Here is a 15,062-nt window from a genome sequence, read left to right on the forward strand (position 1 = left end):
ATCGCGAACGGGGGTCTGCGCGCCAGGGGCGGACAGTGGGGCGGATGGTGGGACGGACGGCTGGTCGAGCGGCGCGGGCTGTGGCCGGGCGGAGGCCGGGACCGGCGTCAGCGGCTCGGTCGGGATCGCCTCCGCGGGGCCGGCAGGGGCCGCCGCTTCCTGGACTGGGGCGGTGGAGGGGGCGCATCGGCGGCCCGGGCCGGGTCCGGGTCGGCCGCCACGGCGGTCGCGTCGGTGCCGGCGCCCGGGGGCGTCGCCTCGCCCACCGGGGCGGCCTGGACGGCCGGCGCGGCATCGGCGGAGGGGGTTGCGGGCTGGGCGCGGAAGGGATCGTCGTTGAAGGCGGAACGGAGCGAGCCGTCCTTGTCCACGGTGCGCTGGATCTCGCCCTTGATGTCGAAATTCCGGATCTCGCGGATCTGGTCGCGCACATCCTCCAGCTTCGCCTCGCGCACCACCTCGTCCAGATGGCCCTGCAGCTCGCCCGCCATGCGGCGCAGCTTGCCGATGCCCTTGGCCACGGTGCGGATGGTGTCCGGAAGGTCCTTCGGGCCGATCACGACGATCGCCACCACGACGATGACCGCGATCTCGGACCAGGCGAGGTCGAACATGTGCTTCGCTCAAGCCCTATAGAGGTCGTGTCCCGGAGGCCGCCGGGTTCGGAAAAGGCGCTGTCTCCGTTAGCAGGAACGCCCGGGCGCGCCAATGCGCCCGGCTTCCTATCTGGACCGGCGGCAGGCCGAGCGAAACCCCCCTGCCCCCTTTCTCCGCCCCCCGGCGGATGAAGCCGCGTTCAGGAAGCCGACTCCGCCATTTCCTCGGCCATTTCCTCCTGGGCCTCGATCAGGACCGGCGCATCGCGGGACACGAGGTCCTCCTGGCGCGGCAGCTCCGCCAGGGAGCGCAGGTTGAAATGCTCCAGGAAGCGCGGGGTGGTGCCCCAGAGCACCGGGCGTCCAGGGCTTTCCTTGCGCCCACGCGGGGCGACCAGCCCGGCCTCCAGCAGCGCCTCCAGCGAGGTCTGGGAGACCGAGGCGCCGCGCAGTTCCTCGATCTCGGCCCGCGTCACCGGCTGGCGCCAGGCGATGGCCGCCAGCACCTCCATGGCGGCGCGCGGCAGGCGCTTCGGCACCTCCACCACCCGGGTCAGCAGCGGTGCCAGGTCGGGTGCGGTGCGGAAGCTCCAGCCGCCGCCCACCTCCACCAGTTCCACGCCCCGCCCGGCATAGCGGTCGCGCAGCGTCTGCAGGATGGCGGCGGGGTCGAGCGAATCCTTCTCGTCGCCGCCGATGCCCAGGGCCTGGGCCAGCCGGGCGGTGGTGACGGGCCGGTCGGCGGCGAAGATCAGCGCCTCGGCGATGCGCAGCGCGGCCTCAGGCAGCATCGGCGGTGTCCTCCTCCTCGCTCATGCGGGCGGCGCGCAGCAGGATCGGGCCGAAGGCCGCCTCCTGCCGCAGTTCCAGCCCGCCATGCTTGGCCAGTTCCAGCCCGGCGATCAGCGTGCTGGCGATGGCCGCGCGGCGTTCCACCGGATCGAGCGCCAGCCCTTCCGGCAGGAAGCGCTCCAGCTCCCCCCAATCCGGCCCGGCGGCGCCGATCAGCCGTTCCAGCCGGCTCAGCGCCTCGCCCACCGTCCAGAGCTTGCGGGGCTTCGGGACATAGGGGCGGCGCGACTCGGCCCGGCGGATGGCTGTGGCCCAGGCATGCAACAGGCCGGGCAGATCGGCCTCCAGCTCCCCGTCCCGCCGCTGCACCAGGGATTCGGGCAGGCCGCGCCCGAAGAAGTCGCGCCCCAGCCTGGGCTGCCCGTCCAGCCAGGCGGCACCGGCGCGCAAGGCTTCCAGCCCCTGGAGGCGGTCGGTGAGCGAGACCGCGGCGGCCTCGGCATCCTCGTCCGGCTCCGGGTCGGGCAGCAGCAGGCGCGACTTGAGCCAGGCGAGCCAAGCGGCCATGACCAGCCAGTCGGCGGCCAGTTCCAGCCGCACCCGGCGGGCGCCCTCGATCACCGCGAGATACTGATCTACCAGGGCCAGGATATCGAGCCGCGCCAGATCGACCTTCTGCGCCCGCGCCAGTTCCAGCAGCAGGTCCAGCGGGCCCTCATAGCCCTCCAGCCGCAGCAGCAGGGCCTGGGGCTCCGGCGATGCGCCGCTCACAGCCCGTATCCCGCCGCGCGCATGACGACGTTGAAGGCGGGGCCGACCGCATAGCGCAGCAGCCAGCCCATCGGGTCCCAGGCCGAGGAGAGCTGCGGCAGGATGAAGAGCACCAGCACCACCAGCAGCAGTCCCAGCCGGTCCAGCCGCAGGAAGGGGATGCCCAGCCGGGGCGGCAGCAGCCCACCCAGGATGCGGCCGCCATCCATGGGCGGGATGGGGATCAGGTTGAACAGCCCCAGCAGCAGGTTGGACAGAATCATCAGCGAGAGGAGTCGGTAGATCCAGGCGGCGAGTTCCGGCGGCAGCGACACGGCATCCACCACATGGCCGGACAGGGCCGCCAGGAAGGCGAGCACCATGTTGATCGCGGGGCCTGCCGCCGCCACCGCCACCATGCCGAAGCGGGGGTTGCGCAGGCGGAACTGGTTCACCGGCACCGGCTTGGCCCAGCCGAACATGACCTGCACCGTGCCGATGGTCAGCAACTGGGAGATGACCAGGAAGCCGGGCACCAGCACGGTGCCCACCGGGTCCACATGCCGGATCGGGTTCAGGCTGAGCCGCCCCGCCCGCTGCGCCGTGTCATCGCCGAGCCAGAGCGCGGCATAGCCATGCGCCGCCTCGTGCAGGGTGATCGCCAGGATGGCGGCGATCGCCGCCGCGAGGAGTTCCGGAAGCCATTCAAGCATGGCGGGGAGCGGAACCGGGCTCAGACCGAGGCCGAAACGGCGCCGAGCGGGCGGCGGGACGCCAGCGCGGTGGCGCGGGCCTCCTCCATCCGTTCCGCGGCGCGATCCGTCAGGCGCGGGCAGGACTCCAGCAGGGCGGCGTTCTCGGCGAGGATGCCGGGGCAATGCAGCACCACGTCGCAACCAGCGGTGAGCGCCTGCAGCGCGAGGTCCTGCGGGCTGCCGGACAGCGCCTTCATGGCGAGGTCGTCGGACAGCAGCAGCCCGTCGAATCCGACCTCGTCGCGGATCACCCCCTCGATCACGCGCGGCGAGAGCGTGGCAGGCCGTTCCGGGTCCAGCGCGTCATAAAGGATATGGGCCGTCATCGCCCAGGCGCCGCGCCCGGAATCGGGGCGGCAGACCGCCTGGAAGGGGAAGAGGTCCGCCTCCAGCTCCGCCCGGGTGGCGGAAACGCGCGGCAGGTCGAGGTGGCTGTCCGCCATGGCGCGGCCATGGCCGGGGATGTGCTTGATGACCGGGATGCAGCCGGCGGCGCGCAGCCCGGCGATCCAGGCCGCGCCGATCCGCGCCACCTCGGCCGGGTCCTCGGAGAAAGCACGGTCGCCGATCACGTCATGCGCGCCGGGATGGCGCAGGTCGAGCACCGGGGCGCAGACCACGTCCAGCCCCATCTCCAGACAGGTGGCGCCCAGCAGCGCGGCATTCTCCAGCGCCGCTTCCGGACGGCCCTCGAAGCTCGCGCCCGGCGGGAAGGCGGGCCAGTGCGGCGGGCGCAGCCGGGCGACGCGGCCACCCTCCTGGTCCACCAGGATCGGCGCTTCCTCCCCCAGCACCTCGCGCAGCGCGGTGGTCAGGGCGCGGAGCTGCGCCGGGTCGGCGATGTTGCGCGCGAACAGGATGGCCCCCGCCGGGCGGTGGCGGCGGAACAGCGCCGCCTCTTCCGGCGTCAGGCTGGTGCCGGAGATCCCGAGGATCGCGGCGGCGGGCATGGCGGCGCGGCTCATCCGCCGATCGCCGCGCAGGCCGGGGCGCCCTTGGCCCTGGCGGCCTCGCAGAAGCTGCGGGCGGCGGCGGCGTCACTGAAGCCGCCGGTGCGCAGGCGCCACATGGTCGGCATGCCCGGCCGCTCGAAGCGCACCACCATGGGCCGCCGGTCGGCCAGCAGCCCGCCGAGGCGGCCTTTCAGCCGGTTCCATTCGGTATGGGCGGCTTCCTCGCTGCCCAGCGCGCCGAGCTGCACCAGCGCGCTGCCGCTGGCGGCGGGGCGGGCGGGCTCGGCATGCGCCTCGGCCCGGGTTTCCTGGCGCGGGGCAGGTTCGGGGGCGCGGGCCCCCGGGGCCGGGCTGGCGGCCGGGTTGGCAGCCGGGGCGGTCACCGCCTCGGCCGGAGCCTGCGGCGCCTCGGCGACCGGAGGCGGCACGGCTGGCGCGGTGGCCGCCGGCTGTGCCGTGGGCACCGCCGTACGCTGCGCCATGCGCGAGGCCTGGGCCGCCTGGCGCAGCGCCTCCAGGTTCGGCTGCTCGGGTGCCGGGGCGATCTGCGCCTGGGCGGGCACGCCCGGCTGTCCGGCGCGCCCACGCTGCGGCTGGTTCTGCGTCTCGAAGATGCGCTCGCCCTGGTTGGCGACGCGCAGTCCCCCGGGATCGTCCGGGCGAACGCGAAGCGGCCGGCTATCGGCCTCGATCACCGGAACGCCGTTGGAAACGACGCGCGACACGCCCCAGACGGCGGCCGCGCCGACCCCCAGCACGGCGGTCAGCCCGCCGGCCACGGCCAGCATGCGCCAGGGCAATCCCCCACTGCTCTGACGCTGAACCCGATAGGACGGGACAGTATGGAACTCGCTCACCGCATCTCCTCGACTGGCGTCACCCCCATGACGCGCAGGCCCGAGCGGATCACCATGGCCGTGGCGGCGACGAGGGCGAGCCTCGCACGCGTGGCGGCCGGGTCTTCCTCCCGGATGAAGCGCAAGGTCGCGTCATCGCGGCCCCGGTTCCACAATAGGTGAAAATCCGCCGCCAAGTCACCAAGATAGAACGCAATCCGGTGCGGCTCCCGCGCCGCGGCAGCGGCCTCCACGGTGCGGGGCCAGGTCATGATGCGCCGGATCAGCGCCATTTCGGCGGGATCGGACAGCGAATCCATCGCGGCTTCCGCCAGTTCCGCGGGTGCCGGGTCCCTCGCCTGGCGCAGCACGGAGCGGCAGCGGGCATGGGCGTACTGGACATAGAAGACCGGGTTGTCGCGCGACTGCTCGACCACCTTGTCCAGATCGAACTCCATCTGGGCATCGGCCTTGCGGGTCAGCATGGTGAAGCGGACCGCGTCCTTGCCCACCTCGTCGATCAGGTCGCGCAGGGTGACATAGGTGCCGGCGCGCTTGCTCATCCGCACCGGCTCGCCGTTCTTCATCACCTTCACGATCTGCGCCAGCACCACGTCCAGCGGCACCGGCCGGTCGCCGGACAGCGCCTTCACCGCCGCCTGCATGCGCTTGACATAGCCGCCATGGTCGGCGCCCCAGACCTGCACCAGCTCGTCGAAGCCGCGCGCGATCTTGTCGGCATGGTTGCCGATGTCGTTGGCGAAATAGGTGTTGGAGCCGTCGCTCTTGCGCAGCGGCCGGTCCACGTCGTCGCCGAACTGCGTCGAGCGGAACAGCGTCTGCGGGCGCGGCTCCCAGTCATCGGGGGTCTTGCCCTTGGGCGGCTCCAGCACGCCCTCGTAGACATAGCCCCTGGCCGCCAGCTCGGCGATCGCCTTGTCCGCCACGCCGTCGCGGACGAGCTGCGCCTCGCTGATATAGACGTCGAAATTCACGCCCAGCGCCGCGAGGTCGTCGCGGATCTCGGCCATCATCGCGTCGATGGTGAAGGACCGCACCGTGTCGAGCCAGTTCGCCGGATCGGCGGGCTTCGCGCCTGGCGCCAGGCTGTCGCCGAAGCGCGCCTTCAGCGCCTCGCCCACCGGGATCAGGTATTCGCCGCGATACTGCAGCCCGCCGGGCACCTGTGCCGCGAATTCCTCCTCCGTCAGCGCGGTGCCAAGGGCCTGGAGATAGCGCCAGTAGGCCGCCCAGGCGAGGGCCTGCACCTGCGCCCCGGCATCGTTGATGTAGTATTCCTTGGTGACGTCCCAGCCGGCCTTGGCCAGCAGGTTGGCCAGGGCATCGCCCACCACGGCGCCGCGGCAATGGCCCACATGCATCGGCCCGGTCGGGTTGGCGGAGACGTATTCCACGTCCACCTTGCGCCCGCCGCCCAGCCTGCCGTCGCCATAGGCCTCCCCGGCCTTCAGCACGAGCGGGATCTGCGCCCGCGGCACATCCTCGCGCAGCCGCAGGTTCACGAAGCCCGGCCCGGCAGGCGTGGCCTCGGCCACCAGCGGCGAGGCGGCGAGGCGCGCGGCGAGCTCGGCGGCCAGCTTCGGCGGCGGCAGCTTCGCCTGCTTGGCCACCACCATCGCGGCATTGGTCGCCATGTCGCCATGGGAAGGGTCACGCGGCGGTTCCACCAGGACACGGGCGAAGGCTTCCTCCGGCAGGTCCGGCAGGATGGCGCGGAGCTGCGCGACGACCTCGGCACGCAGGGTCTGGAAAACGTCCTGTGACATGGAAGTTCCTAGTGGGCTTTGCCGCGGGGCAAGAAAGGTCTCTCTAACGGGACAGTCCCATCCTTGGAACCATCGCGGCCGGTCTATCCCGGCATGTTGGGGTCGGTGAGCCGCCGGTGCTCCTCCAGCGCGAAGCGGTCGGTCATGCCGGCGATGTAGTCACAGACCACCGCCGCCGTGCGCATGCTGCCCGGCCCGTCCGCCTGGGCGCGCCATTCCGGCGGCAGCATGTCCGGCCCGCCATGCAGCAGGGAGAAGGTCACCTGCAGCACCCGCCGGGTCTTCTGCGCCGTGCGGTTCACCCGCCAGTGCCGGTACATGCGCTCCCGCAGGAAGGCCCGGGTCTCCTCGTTCAGCGCTGTCATGCGGGCGCTGAACACCACCACCGGGGCGGCGGCGGCGCGGATGTCGTCGGCGCTGCGGGGCTCCAGAAAGGCGATGCGGCGCTGCGCCTCGGCCACCACGTCGTTGACCATGGCGTTGATGACCCGGCGGATGATCTCCGCCGCCAGCCGCGCGCGCGAGGTGCCGGCGGGCACATGCGCCTTCGCATCCTCCATCGCCTCGGCGATCAGCGGCAGATGCGCGATCTCCTCCAGCGTGAAGATGCCGGCCCGCAGCCCGTCATCCAGGTCGTGGTTGTTGTAGGCGATGTCGTCCGCGATCGCCGCCGCCTGCGCCTCGGCGCTGGCATGGGTGGACAGTTCCAGCGGGTGCCGGGCGTCGTACTCGGCGATATAGGGCGGCGGGCGGCGCAGCGGGCCGTTGTGCTTGGCCAGGCCCTCCAGCGTCTCCCAGGTCAGGTTCAGCCCGTCGAAATCGGCATAGCGGCGCTCCAGCGCCGTCACCGCCTTCAGGCTCTGGGCATTGTGGTCGAAGCCGCCCCAGGGGCGCATCACCCCGTTCAGCGCCTCCTCCCCCGCATGGCCGAAGGGTGGGTGGCCCAGGTCATGCGCCAGGGCCAGGGCCTCGGCCAGATCCTCGTCCAGCCGGAGCTGCCGGGCGATGGAACGGGCGATCTGGGCGACCTCGATGGAATGGGTCAGCCGCGTCCGGAACTCGTCGCCCTCGTGATAGATGAAGACCTGGGTCTTGTACTGCAGCCGCCGGAAGGCCGTGGAGTGGATGATCCGGTCCCGGTCCCGCTGGTAGGGGGAGCGCGCCCCGCTGCCCGGCTCGGCGAAAAGCCTGCCGCGCGATGCCCCAGGATGCACAGCCCAAGGAGCCAGACCTGGGGCCTGAACCTGGGCAGGCCCGCCCTGGGGGGAGCCGGCGTCCCTGGCGGGACCGGCGGGCGAACCGGGGCGGATCGCGGGTGAAGGGTCCTGCACGGAAGGGGGCTCGGATCTGTCCGGATGGGAAAAGGGGCTCCGGCCCTAGCACCGGCCATGCGGGCGCGGCAACCCCGCCGCCTCCGCCCGGCCCGCGCCCCTGTCGCGGGGGCGATTGGAAAGCGGCGGCCGGACGTCCTATCTAGGAGGCTGATGGAGTTCCGATGACCATGCCGGACGGTAGCCAGACACCCCCTTCCCCGCCCTTCCGCGCCACGCCGCGCGCCCACCGGCAAATCGCCGAGATCGCCGCCCGCGAAGGCCGCCCCCATGCCGGGCTGCGCCTCGCGGTCGAGGCCGGGGGCTGCTCGGGGCTGCAATACAAGTTCGACCTCGCCGACGAGCCCGAGGCGGAGGACACGGTCGTGCGGGCCGAGGATGGCCAGGGCGCGCCGGTCTTCATCGACCCGGTCTCGCTGGATTTCCTCCAGGGCGCGGAGCTGGACTGGACCGATGCGCTGATGGGCGCGCATTTCGCCGTGCGCAACCCGCAGGCCGTCTCGGGCTGTGGCTGCGGCGTCTCCTTCGCGGTCGGCTGAGAAGGCGTCACCCCTCCCTTGCGACTCTGCAGCTTCAACGTGAATTCGGCGCGCAAGCGCGCGCCGAACCTCCGCCACATGCTGGAACGCCAGCAGCCCGACCTCGTCTTCCTTCAGGAGCTGAAGTGCAGGACCGAGGAATTCCCGGCGATGGAGTTCGAGGCACTCGGCTACCGCTGCCATGCCGTGGGCCAGCCGGGCGGCCGCAACGGCGTCGCGGTACTGTCGCGCATCCCCTTCGAGGTGCTGGGCGAGACCCTGCCCGGCGAGGCGGAGGACGACCACGCCCGCCTCATCGAGGTGCGGGCGGCGGGGATGAACCTGATCGGCATCTACCTGCCCAACGGCAATTCGGGTGGCGAGGCCGGCTATGCCTACAAGCTGCGCTGGATGGAGCGGCTGCGCGCCCTGGCCGTCGAGCGGCTGGACCGCTTCACGCCGCTGGCCATCCTGGGCGACTTCAACGTCTGCCCCACCGAGGCCGATCTCGCCCCGCGCGCCCTGCCCCCCACCGATGCGCTGGTGCGCCCGGAAAGCCGCGCCGCCTTCCGCGCCCTGGTCAATCTGGGCCTGACCGACGCGGTGCGGGCGCTGCATCCGGAGGAGACGATCTACACCTACTGGGACTATGGACCAGCCTTCGAGCAGAACCGTGGCCTGCGCATCGACCACGCCCTGCTCTCGGCCGAACTGGCGGAACGGCTGACCGGCACCCGTGTGGATGTCGCAGCCCGGGCGGAGGAAAGCCCTTCCGACCATGCGCCCGTACTGTTCGACTTGGTGGACTGAGCTTTCCCCCAGGCAGTGCGCCTATCGCAGCCGCGCCACATCCATGGCGAAGACCAGCGGGAAGAAGGTCGGCCAGGCGTTCCAGCGCTGTGACCCCGCCTCGCTGACCGACCAGAGCAGCCCGTCCCGGTCGAAGCCGAGATCCTCGATCCCGCCGGGCGCGCCATGGCTTTCCAGCCGGCTGCCGTCCAGCGGGTCCAGCCGGTGCAGCTCACCCGGCGCGGCGCCGGCGCTGCACGCGATCCAGATCCGCCCCTCCGCATCCACCGCCGCCCCCTGTGCCCGGAGCGGCAGCGGGATGTCACGCACCGCATCGGCCGGGGTGACAGGACCGCCTTCCGCCCCCAGGAAGCGGGACACGGGCACGGCATGGAGATGCGGGGCGCCGCTTTTCCGCCAGGGGCCGAACCAGAGGGACTGGCCGTCGCAGGCCAGGAAGGCCGGTCCTATGGCCTTGTCCACCCGCTGCATCGACAACCGCCGCGGCCCGTCCGGTGCCCCGATGCCCGCGGCATCCAGCGCCAGGATCATGCCGGAATTGGCGGCGAAGAGCACGTGCCCATCGGTGGCGAGACCGCCGGGATGGCCGAATTCCACCGGCAGGGCGAAGCTGCCCAGCAGCCTGCCGTTCCGGCGCGACAGGCGGAAGACGCGCGAAGGGCCGTTCGCCTGCTCGTGCACCAGGCTCTGATAGGCGGCGACCAGGATCTCGTCGCCCAGGACGGTCAGGCCCTGGGGCACATAGGCTTCGTTCAGCCCCGGGGCCCAGAAGCGGCGTTGTATCGCCGCCTCGTTGGGCACGGGACTGAGTGCCCGGCCGGTGTAGCGCGGCGCCTCCCCGGAAATGCCGTCCCGCCCGGGTTCCGCAGGAGGTTGAGCCGGAGGGGATTGGGCCAGGATCGGGCAAGGCCGCAGGGCCATGGCACCCAGCATCATGGCCCCGCCGAGGAAGCGGCGGCGGCTCGCCCCGCCCGTCATCCCGTCAGCGCCAGCCGCCCGGTTCCCAGACCCAGCCACCACGGGTCCAGACCCATTCGCCATGCCGCCACTGGCCCCCACCCGCCATGTGGCGCAGCACGTAGTGGCCCGGTTCCCAGCGATAGGCGACGCCATCCCACTGCCAGTGTCCGGGCTGCCAGACATACTCCGCGCTCGGCGGGCGCGGCGGCTCAGGCTCCACGCGCAGGGCGGGAATCGGCGGATAGGGCTGCCGCGAGGCATGGGGCGGCACCTCGGGCGGGGGCGGAGGCGGCGGCACGCAGCCGGCCAGCAGCGTCACGATGCCCAGGGAGGCTGCGAGGGGGCCGCGAGGCGTGTCATGGTGCCTGCGGCGGAGGAGGCGGGACGGAACGACAAGGTCGGAGACTCCGCACGAAGGGTAGGCAGGATGGACCGCGATGGCCCCGCCCGGAACGTGCCGCCGGATGAAAAGCGGGAGAGGCGGCGGCGCCTCCCCCGGCATGGGATCATTCCCGGTGCGGTGCCCGCTGGGCGAAGGTCAGCACCAGCACGTCCCGGTGCCCGGGCCGCGACGGATCGATCGGCACCACGGGCGTCACCCCATGCCAGACCCGCCGGTCGTCCAGCAGCACCGTGTCCAGCGGGTTCTCCAGGGTGAAGCTCGTTTCGCCAGGGGGGCTGCTCCCCCGGCCATCCACACGGATGCCGGTGACGCCGCCCGCCACATTCTCCCGCCCGATCAGGGTGACCAGCACGAAATCCACGCCGTCGCGGTGCATGCCCTCCGGCGTGGGCTTGCCGGCGGCATTGGGACGCGCCTCGATGCGGAACTGGTGCATCTCCACATGCCAGCGCGGCGCCGCCGCCCCGGCGAGTTCGAAGACCGCCCGCGCCCCGCTCAGCAGCCGCGACAGCGGCGCGCCTTCCGCGATACCAGGCTCCACCGGCTCGAACCATCGCTCATGCCCGCCGTTCAGCGGGTTGTTGTGCAGGGTCTGGTAATGCGGCTGGTGCGGGCCGCGCAGCAGCGGCTCGCCCTGCGCCGCGCCGAAGACGGCATGGCGGCGCAGGCGGTAGCGGCCGCCATCGGCCATATGCGCGTCGGGGCGAAGGTCGTTCCAACTCGCCACGAATTCCTTCCACGGGGCGCCGGCCAGGGCCTCCCCCGCGGGGTCGAGGAGTCGCGTGACCTCGTGGCCGGGCAGGAAGACATAGCCCGACTGGCGAATGGCTTCCGCCAGTTCCCCCGGCTTCTGGTAACCACAGTCATGGACGGTGCTCCAGCATCACCTGCTTCATGCGTCGCACGGCGGCGCCCAGGCCATCGAACAACGCCTGGCCGAGCAGGAAGTGGCCGATATTCAGCTCCACGATCTCCGGAACCGCGGCCATCTCGGCGGCGGTGACATAGTCCAGCCCGTGCCCGGCATGGCATTCGATGCCCAGCGACGCGACCTGCCGCGCCGCCTCGGCGAGCCGCTGCCGCTCCCGGTCCCGCGCCGGGCCGGGCGCGGCCTCGCAATAGGTGCCGGTGTGCAGTTCCACCGCCCCGGCGCCGAGCCGCCCGGCGGCCTCGATCTGGCGCGGCTCCGGGTCGAGGAAGAGCGAGACCCGCGTCCCCGCCCCGCGCAGCGCTGCCACGATGGGGGCGAGCTGCGCCTCCAGCCCAGCGGCATCCAGCCCGCCCTCGGTGGTCAGCTCCGCCCGGCGCTCCGGCACCAGGCAGGCGGCATGCGGGCGGATCGCCAGGGCGAAGTCCCGCATCTCCGCCGTCGCGGCCATTTCCAGGTTGATCGGGGCCTGGAGCCGCTCCCGCATGATGCGGACATCGGCGTCGCGGATGTGCCGCCGGTCCTCCCGCAGATGCACGGTGATGCTGTCGGCGCCGCTTTCCAGCGCCAGGACCGCCGCGGCCAGCGGGTCGGGATGCGTGCCGCCGCGCGCGTTCCGCAGCGTGGCGACATGATCGACGTTCACGCCCAGCCGGATGGGAAGACTCATGGGGCGGCTCCGGGGATGGTGTTGCGACGGGCGGCCATCCCCGCGGCCATGCGCAGGGCGGCGAGGAGGCTGCCGGGTTCGGCGATGCCGCGCCCGGCGATGTCGAAGGCGGTGCCATGGTCCGGCGAGGTCCGCACCACCGGCAGGCCGAGGGTAACGTTCACCCCGCCATCCATGTCGAGCGTCTTCAGCGGGATCAGCGCCTGGTCGTGGTACATGCAGAGCGCGGCGTCGTAGCCGGCGCGGGCGCGGGGCGTGAACATCGTGTCCGGCGGCAGGGGGCCGAAGGCGTCGATCCCCTCGGCGCGCAGGGCCTCGATGGCGGGGACGACGATGCGCCCTTCCTCGTGGCCCATGGCGCCGCCCTCCCCCGCATGCGGGTTCAGCCCGGCCACGGCGATGCGCGGCGATGCGATGCCGAAATCGGAACGCAGGCTGCGGTGCAGCACGCGCCCGGTGCGGAGGATCTCCGCCGTGGTCAGATCCTCCAGCGCGCGGCGGAGCGAGACATGGATCGTCACCGGCACCACGCGCAGTTCCGGGCAGGCCAGCATCATCACCGGCGGTTCGGCGAGGCCGGTGAGCGCGCCGAGATATTCCGTGTGGCCGGGAAAGCCGAAGCCCGCGCCGTAGAGCGAAGCCTTGCTGATCGGGTTGGTGACGAGGCCACCGACCTTCCCCGCCTGGGCGAGCCTCACGGCTGTCTCGATCGAGGCAAGGATGGCGGGCGCATGCACCCGGTCGGGCCGCCCCGGCGTGACCGGCGCGGCGAGCGGCACGGGCAGCACCGGCAGGCGCCCGGGGAAGATGGCGGCGGCCTCGGAGGGATCGGCCACCTCCGCCAGCGCCACCGGACGGCCGAGCCGGGCCGCCAGGGCCGCGAGGCGCGCCGGATCGTCCAGGGCTACGAAGACCGGGTCTTCGCCATGCCGGGCGATCTCCCAGGCGGCCAGGGTCAGTTCCCCGCCGATCCCGGCGGGGTCGCCCATCGTCAGGGCCAGGGGAAGGGCATCGGCATCCATGATCGGCCAGATCTGCTGTGGGACCGCTGAGATGGAGCAGGCAGCGGCGGTGAGGAAAACGGCAGCAGGAACATGCCTGCCCTGCCGCCAGCAGGGTGTTTCAAAAGGTGACGATCCTCCCGCGGAAGCAGGCCACTTCCTCCGCGAGACGATGGGCGTTTTCCTGACGGGAAGCCGCCCTCAGAGATCCGGGTAGGAATGTGTCTCCGCGGCTCCGCCCGGATGCGTCACCGCGCCCAGATGCGCGGGGCCGACGAGCTGGGCGTATTTCCACAGCGCGCCGCTGTTGTAGTCCGTGCCGCGCGGCTTCCAGGCCGCCCGGCGCGCGGCCAGTTCCTCGTCGGGGAGCAGCACGTCGATCGTGCCGGCATCGGCGTCGATCACGATGCGGTCGCCGTCGCGCAGCAGGGCAATGGGCCCGCCCACCGCCGCCTCCGGCCCGACATGGCCGATGCAGAAGCCGCGCGTGGCGCCGGAGAAGCGGCCATCGGTGATCAGCGCCACCTCCGCCCCCATGCCCTGGCCATAGATCGCGGCGGTGGTGGAGAGCATCTCCCGCATCCCCGGCCCGCCCTTCGGCCCCTCGTAGCGGATGATGATCACGTCGCCGGACTTGTAGGCGCGCTGGTCCACGGCGGCGAAGGCATCCTCCTCGCAGTCGAAGCAGAGCGCCGTGCCCTCGAAGCGGCGGTTCTTCATCCCCGCCACCTTCACGATGGCCCCGTCCGGGGCGAGGTTGCCCTTCAGCCCCACCACGCCGCCGGTGGGCGTGATCGCCTTCGACACCGGGTAGATCACGTCCTGGTCGGCCGGGAAGACCACCTCCGCATGGTTCTCGGCCAGCGTCCTGCCCGTCACGGTCAGGCAGTCGCCATGCAGCAGCCCGGCATCGAGCAGCGCCTTGATGATCACCGGGATGCCGCCGACCTTGTGGACGTCCAGCGCCACGTATTTCCCGCCCGGCTTCAGGTCGGCGATATAGGGCGTGCGGCGCATGATCGCGACCACGTCGTCCATGGTGAAGCGGATGCCCGCCTCATGCGCGATGGCCGGCAGGTGCAGCCCGGCATTGGTCGAGCCGCCGGTGGCGCCCACCACCACCGCCGCGTTCTCCAGCGCCTTCAGCGTGACGATGTCGCGCGGGCGGAGGTTGCGGCGCACCAGATCCATCACCGCCCGGCCCGATTCCACGGCCCAGCGGTCGCGGTCCTCATAGGGTGCCGGCGCGCCGGCCGAGCCTGGCAGCGCCAGCCCGATCGCCTCGCTCACCGTCGCCATGGTGTTGGCGGTGAACTGCCCGCCGCAGGCCCCGGCGCTGGGGCAGGCGACGCATTCCAGGGCGTGCAGCTCCTCGTCCGACATCTTCCCGGCGGCATGCATGCCCACCGCCTCGAAGACATCGACCACCGTCACGTCGCGGCCCTTGTAGGTGCCGGGCAGGATCGAGCCGCCATACATGAAGACGCTGGGCACGTTCAGCCGCAGCATGGCCATCATCATGCCCGGCAGCGACTTGTCGCAGCCGGCGAGCCCGACCAGCGCGTCATAGCAATGGCCGCGCACGGTCAGTTCCACCGTGTCGGCGATGGCATCGCGCGAGGCGAGCGAGGACTTCATCCCCTGGTGCCCCATGGCGATGCCGTCCGTCACCGTGATGGTGGTGAACTCCCGCGGCGTGCCTTGTGCCTCGCGCACGCCGGCCTTCACGCTCTGCGCCTGCCGGTTCAGGGCGATGTTGCAGGGCGCGGCCTCGTTCCAGCAGGTCGCGACGCCCACCAGCGGCTGGGCGATCTGCTCCTCGGTCATGCCCATCGCGTAGTAGTAGGAGCGGTGCGGCGCGCGCTCCGGCCCCACCGTCACATGGCGGCTGGGCAGGCGGGACTTGTCCCAAGCACTCATCTCTCGGCTTCCTTGGCCTGCGTTTCCCTGGCGTCGGTCCGGAGCGGCCGGA

At 72.1% G+C, this 15,062-nt stretch carries 16 protein-coding genes; 2 read left to right on the forward strand and 14 right to left on the reverse strand.

All coding sequences use genetic code 11. From position 1 onward, the window contains the following. Positions 1 to 107: 107 nt before the first annotated feature. From tatB to MVG78_RS13380, 8 genes are all read right to left on the reverse strand, one after another. On the reverse strand, positions 108 to 614 hold the full coding sequence (gene tatB, locus MVG78_RS13345) for a Sec-independent protein translocase protein TatB (protein ID WP_247552203.1): 507 nt from the start codon (positions 612 to 614) through the stop codon (positions 108 to 110). A 182-nt stretch (positions 615 to 796) separates the two neighbouring features. Further along, positions 797 to 1,387 (reverse strand): SMC-Scp complex subunit ScpB, encoded by a 591-nt coding sequence (gene scpB, locus MVG78_RS13350; RefSeq protein WP_247552205.1) that lies wholly within the window; start codon positions 1,385 to 1,387, stop codon positions 797 to 799. Continuing rightward, positions 1,377 to 2,159 (reverse strand): segregation and condensation protein A, encoded by a 783-nt coding sequence (locus tag MVG78_RS13355; protein WP_247552207.1) that lies wholly within the window; start codon positions 2,157 to 2,159, stop codon positions 1,377 to 1,379. The genes scpB and MVG78_RS13355 overlap by 11 nt, the downstream gene beginning before the upstream one ends. Next, complete coding sequence (locus MVG78_RS13360; RefSeq protein WP_247552209.1) at positions 2,156 to 2,851, reverse strand: site-2 protease family protein; 696 nt, start codon at positions 2,849 to 2,851, stop codon at positions 2,156 to 2,158. The genes MVG78_RS13355 and MVG78_RS13360 overlap by 4 nt, the downstream gene beginning before the upstream one ends. 20 nt (positions 2,852 to 2,871) lie before the next feature. Further along, positions 2,872 to 3,858 (reverse strand): beta-N-acetylhexosaminidase, encoded by a 987-nt coding sequence (nagZ, locus tag MVG78_RS13365; protein ID WP_247552211.1) that lies wholly within the window; start codon positions 3,856 to 3,858, stop codon positions 2,872 to 2,874. Continuing rightward, on the reverse strand, positions 3,855 to 4,634 hold the full coding sequence (locus MVG78_RS13370) for an SPOR domain-containing protein (protein ID WP_247552213.1): 780 nt from the start codon (positions 4,632 to 4,634) through the stop codon (positions 3,855 to 3,857). The genes nagZ and MVG78_RS13370 overlap by 4 nt, the downstream gene beginning before the upstream one ends. 65 nt (positions 4,635 to 4,699) lie before the next feature. Next, positions 4,700 to 6,469 (reverse strand): arginine--tRNA ligase, encoded by a 1,770-nt coding sequence (gene argS, locus MVG78_RS13375; protein ID WP_247552215.1) that lies wholly within the window; start codon positions 6,467 to 6,469, stop codon positions 4,700 to 4,702. A gap of 83 nt (positions 6,470 to 6,552) precedes the next feature. After that, entirely contained in the window at positions 6,553 to 7,698 is a 1,146-nt protein-coding gene (locus MVG78_RS13380; protein WP_428480815.1) for a deoxyguanosinetriphosphate triphosphohydrolase, read from the reverse strand. Positions 7,699 to 7,964: 266 nt separating this feature from the next. Here MVG78_RS13380 and MVG78_RS13385 point away from each other — a divergent pair, with 266 nt between their 5' ends. Continuing rightward, positions 7,965 to 8,339: a HesB/IscA family protein gene (locus MVG78_RS13385; RefSeq protein ID WP_247552219.1), complete on the forward strand. Its 375-nt coding sequence runs from the start codon at positions 7,965 to 7,967 to the stop codon at positions 8,337 to 8,339. A gap of 18 nt (positions 8,340 to 8,357) precedes the next feature. After that, positions 8,358 to 9,128 (forward strand): exodeoxyribonuclease III, encoded by a 771-nt coding sequence (gene xth / locus MVG78_RS13390; protein WP_247552221.1) that lies wholly within the window; start codon positions 8,358 to 8,360, stop codon positions 9,126 to 9,128. A gap of 21 nt (positions 9,129 to 9,149) precedes the next feature. Here the strand turns inward: xth and MVG78_RS13395 are convergent, their stop codons facing one another. The 6 genes from MVG78_RS13395 to ilvD form a co-directional block, all read right to left on the reverse strand. Next, the gene (locus MVG78_RS13395) at positions 9,150 to 10,106 is read right to left on the reverse strand and encodes an SMP-30/gluconolactonase/LRE family protein (RefSeq protein WP_247552223.1); all 957 of its coding nucleotides are present in this window, start codon (positions 10,104 to 10,106) and stop codon (positions 9,150 to 9,152) included. A gap of 4 nt (positions 10,107 to 10,110) precedes the next feature. Then, positions 10,111 to 10,407 carry a hypothetical protein gene (locus MVG78_RS13400; RefSeq protein WP_247552225.1) on the reverse strand — a complete coding sequence of 99 codons (297 nt, stop codon included), beginning with the start codon at positions 10,405 to 10,407 and terminating at the stop codon, positions 10,111 to 10,113. A 187-nt stretch (positions 10,408 to 10,594) separates the two neighbouring features. Next, entirely contained in the window at positions 10,595 to 11,329 is a 735-nt protein-coding gene (locus MVG78_RS13405; RefSeq protein WP_428480816.1) for a 2OG-Fe dioxygenase family protein, read from the reverse strand. 25 nt (positions 11,330 to 11,354) lie between these two features. Next, positions 11,355 to 12,089, reverse strand: coding sequence for a pyridoxine 5'-phosphate synthase (locus tag MVG78_RS13410; RefSeq protein WP_247552229.1), 735 nt, complete (start codon positions 12,087 to 12,089; stop codon positions 11,355 to 11,357). After that, positions 12,086 to 13,111 carry a 4-hydroxythreonine-4-phosphate dehydrogenase PdxA gene (pdxA, locus tag MVG78_RS13415; RefSeq protein WP_247552253.1) on the reverse strand — a complete coding sequence of 342 codons (1,026 nt, stop codon included), beginning with the start codon at positions 13,109 to 13,111 and terminating at the stop codon, positions 12,086 to 12,088. Before pdxA ends, MVG78_RS13410 begins: the two co-directional genes overlap by 4 nt. A 180-nt stretch (positions 13,112 to 13,291) precedes the next feature. Beyond that, positions 13,292 to 15,010 carry a dihydroxy-acid dehydratase gene (gene ilvD, locus MVG78_RS13420; protein WP_247552255.1) on the reverse strand — a complete coding sequence of 573 codons (1,719 nt, stop codon included), beginning with the start codon at positions 15,008 to 15,010 and terminating at the stop codon, positions 13,292 to 13,294. Between the last annotated feature and the right edge of the window lie 52 nt (positions 15,011 to 15,062).

Source organism: Roseomonas gilardii subsp. gilardii, assembly GCF_023078375.1.
GTDB classification, from domain to species: Bacteria; Pseudomonadota; Alphaproteobacteria; order Acetobacterales; family Acetobacteraceae; genus Roseomonas; species Roseomonas gilardii.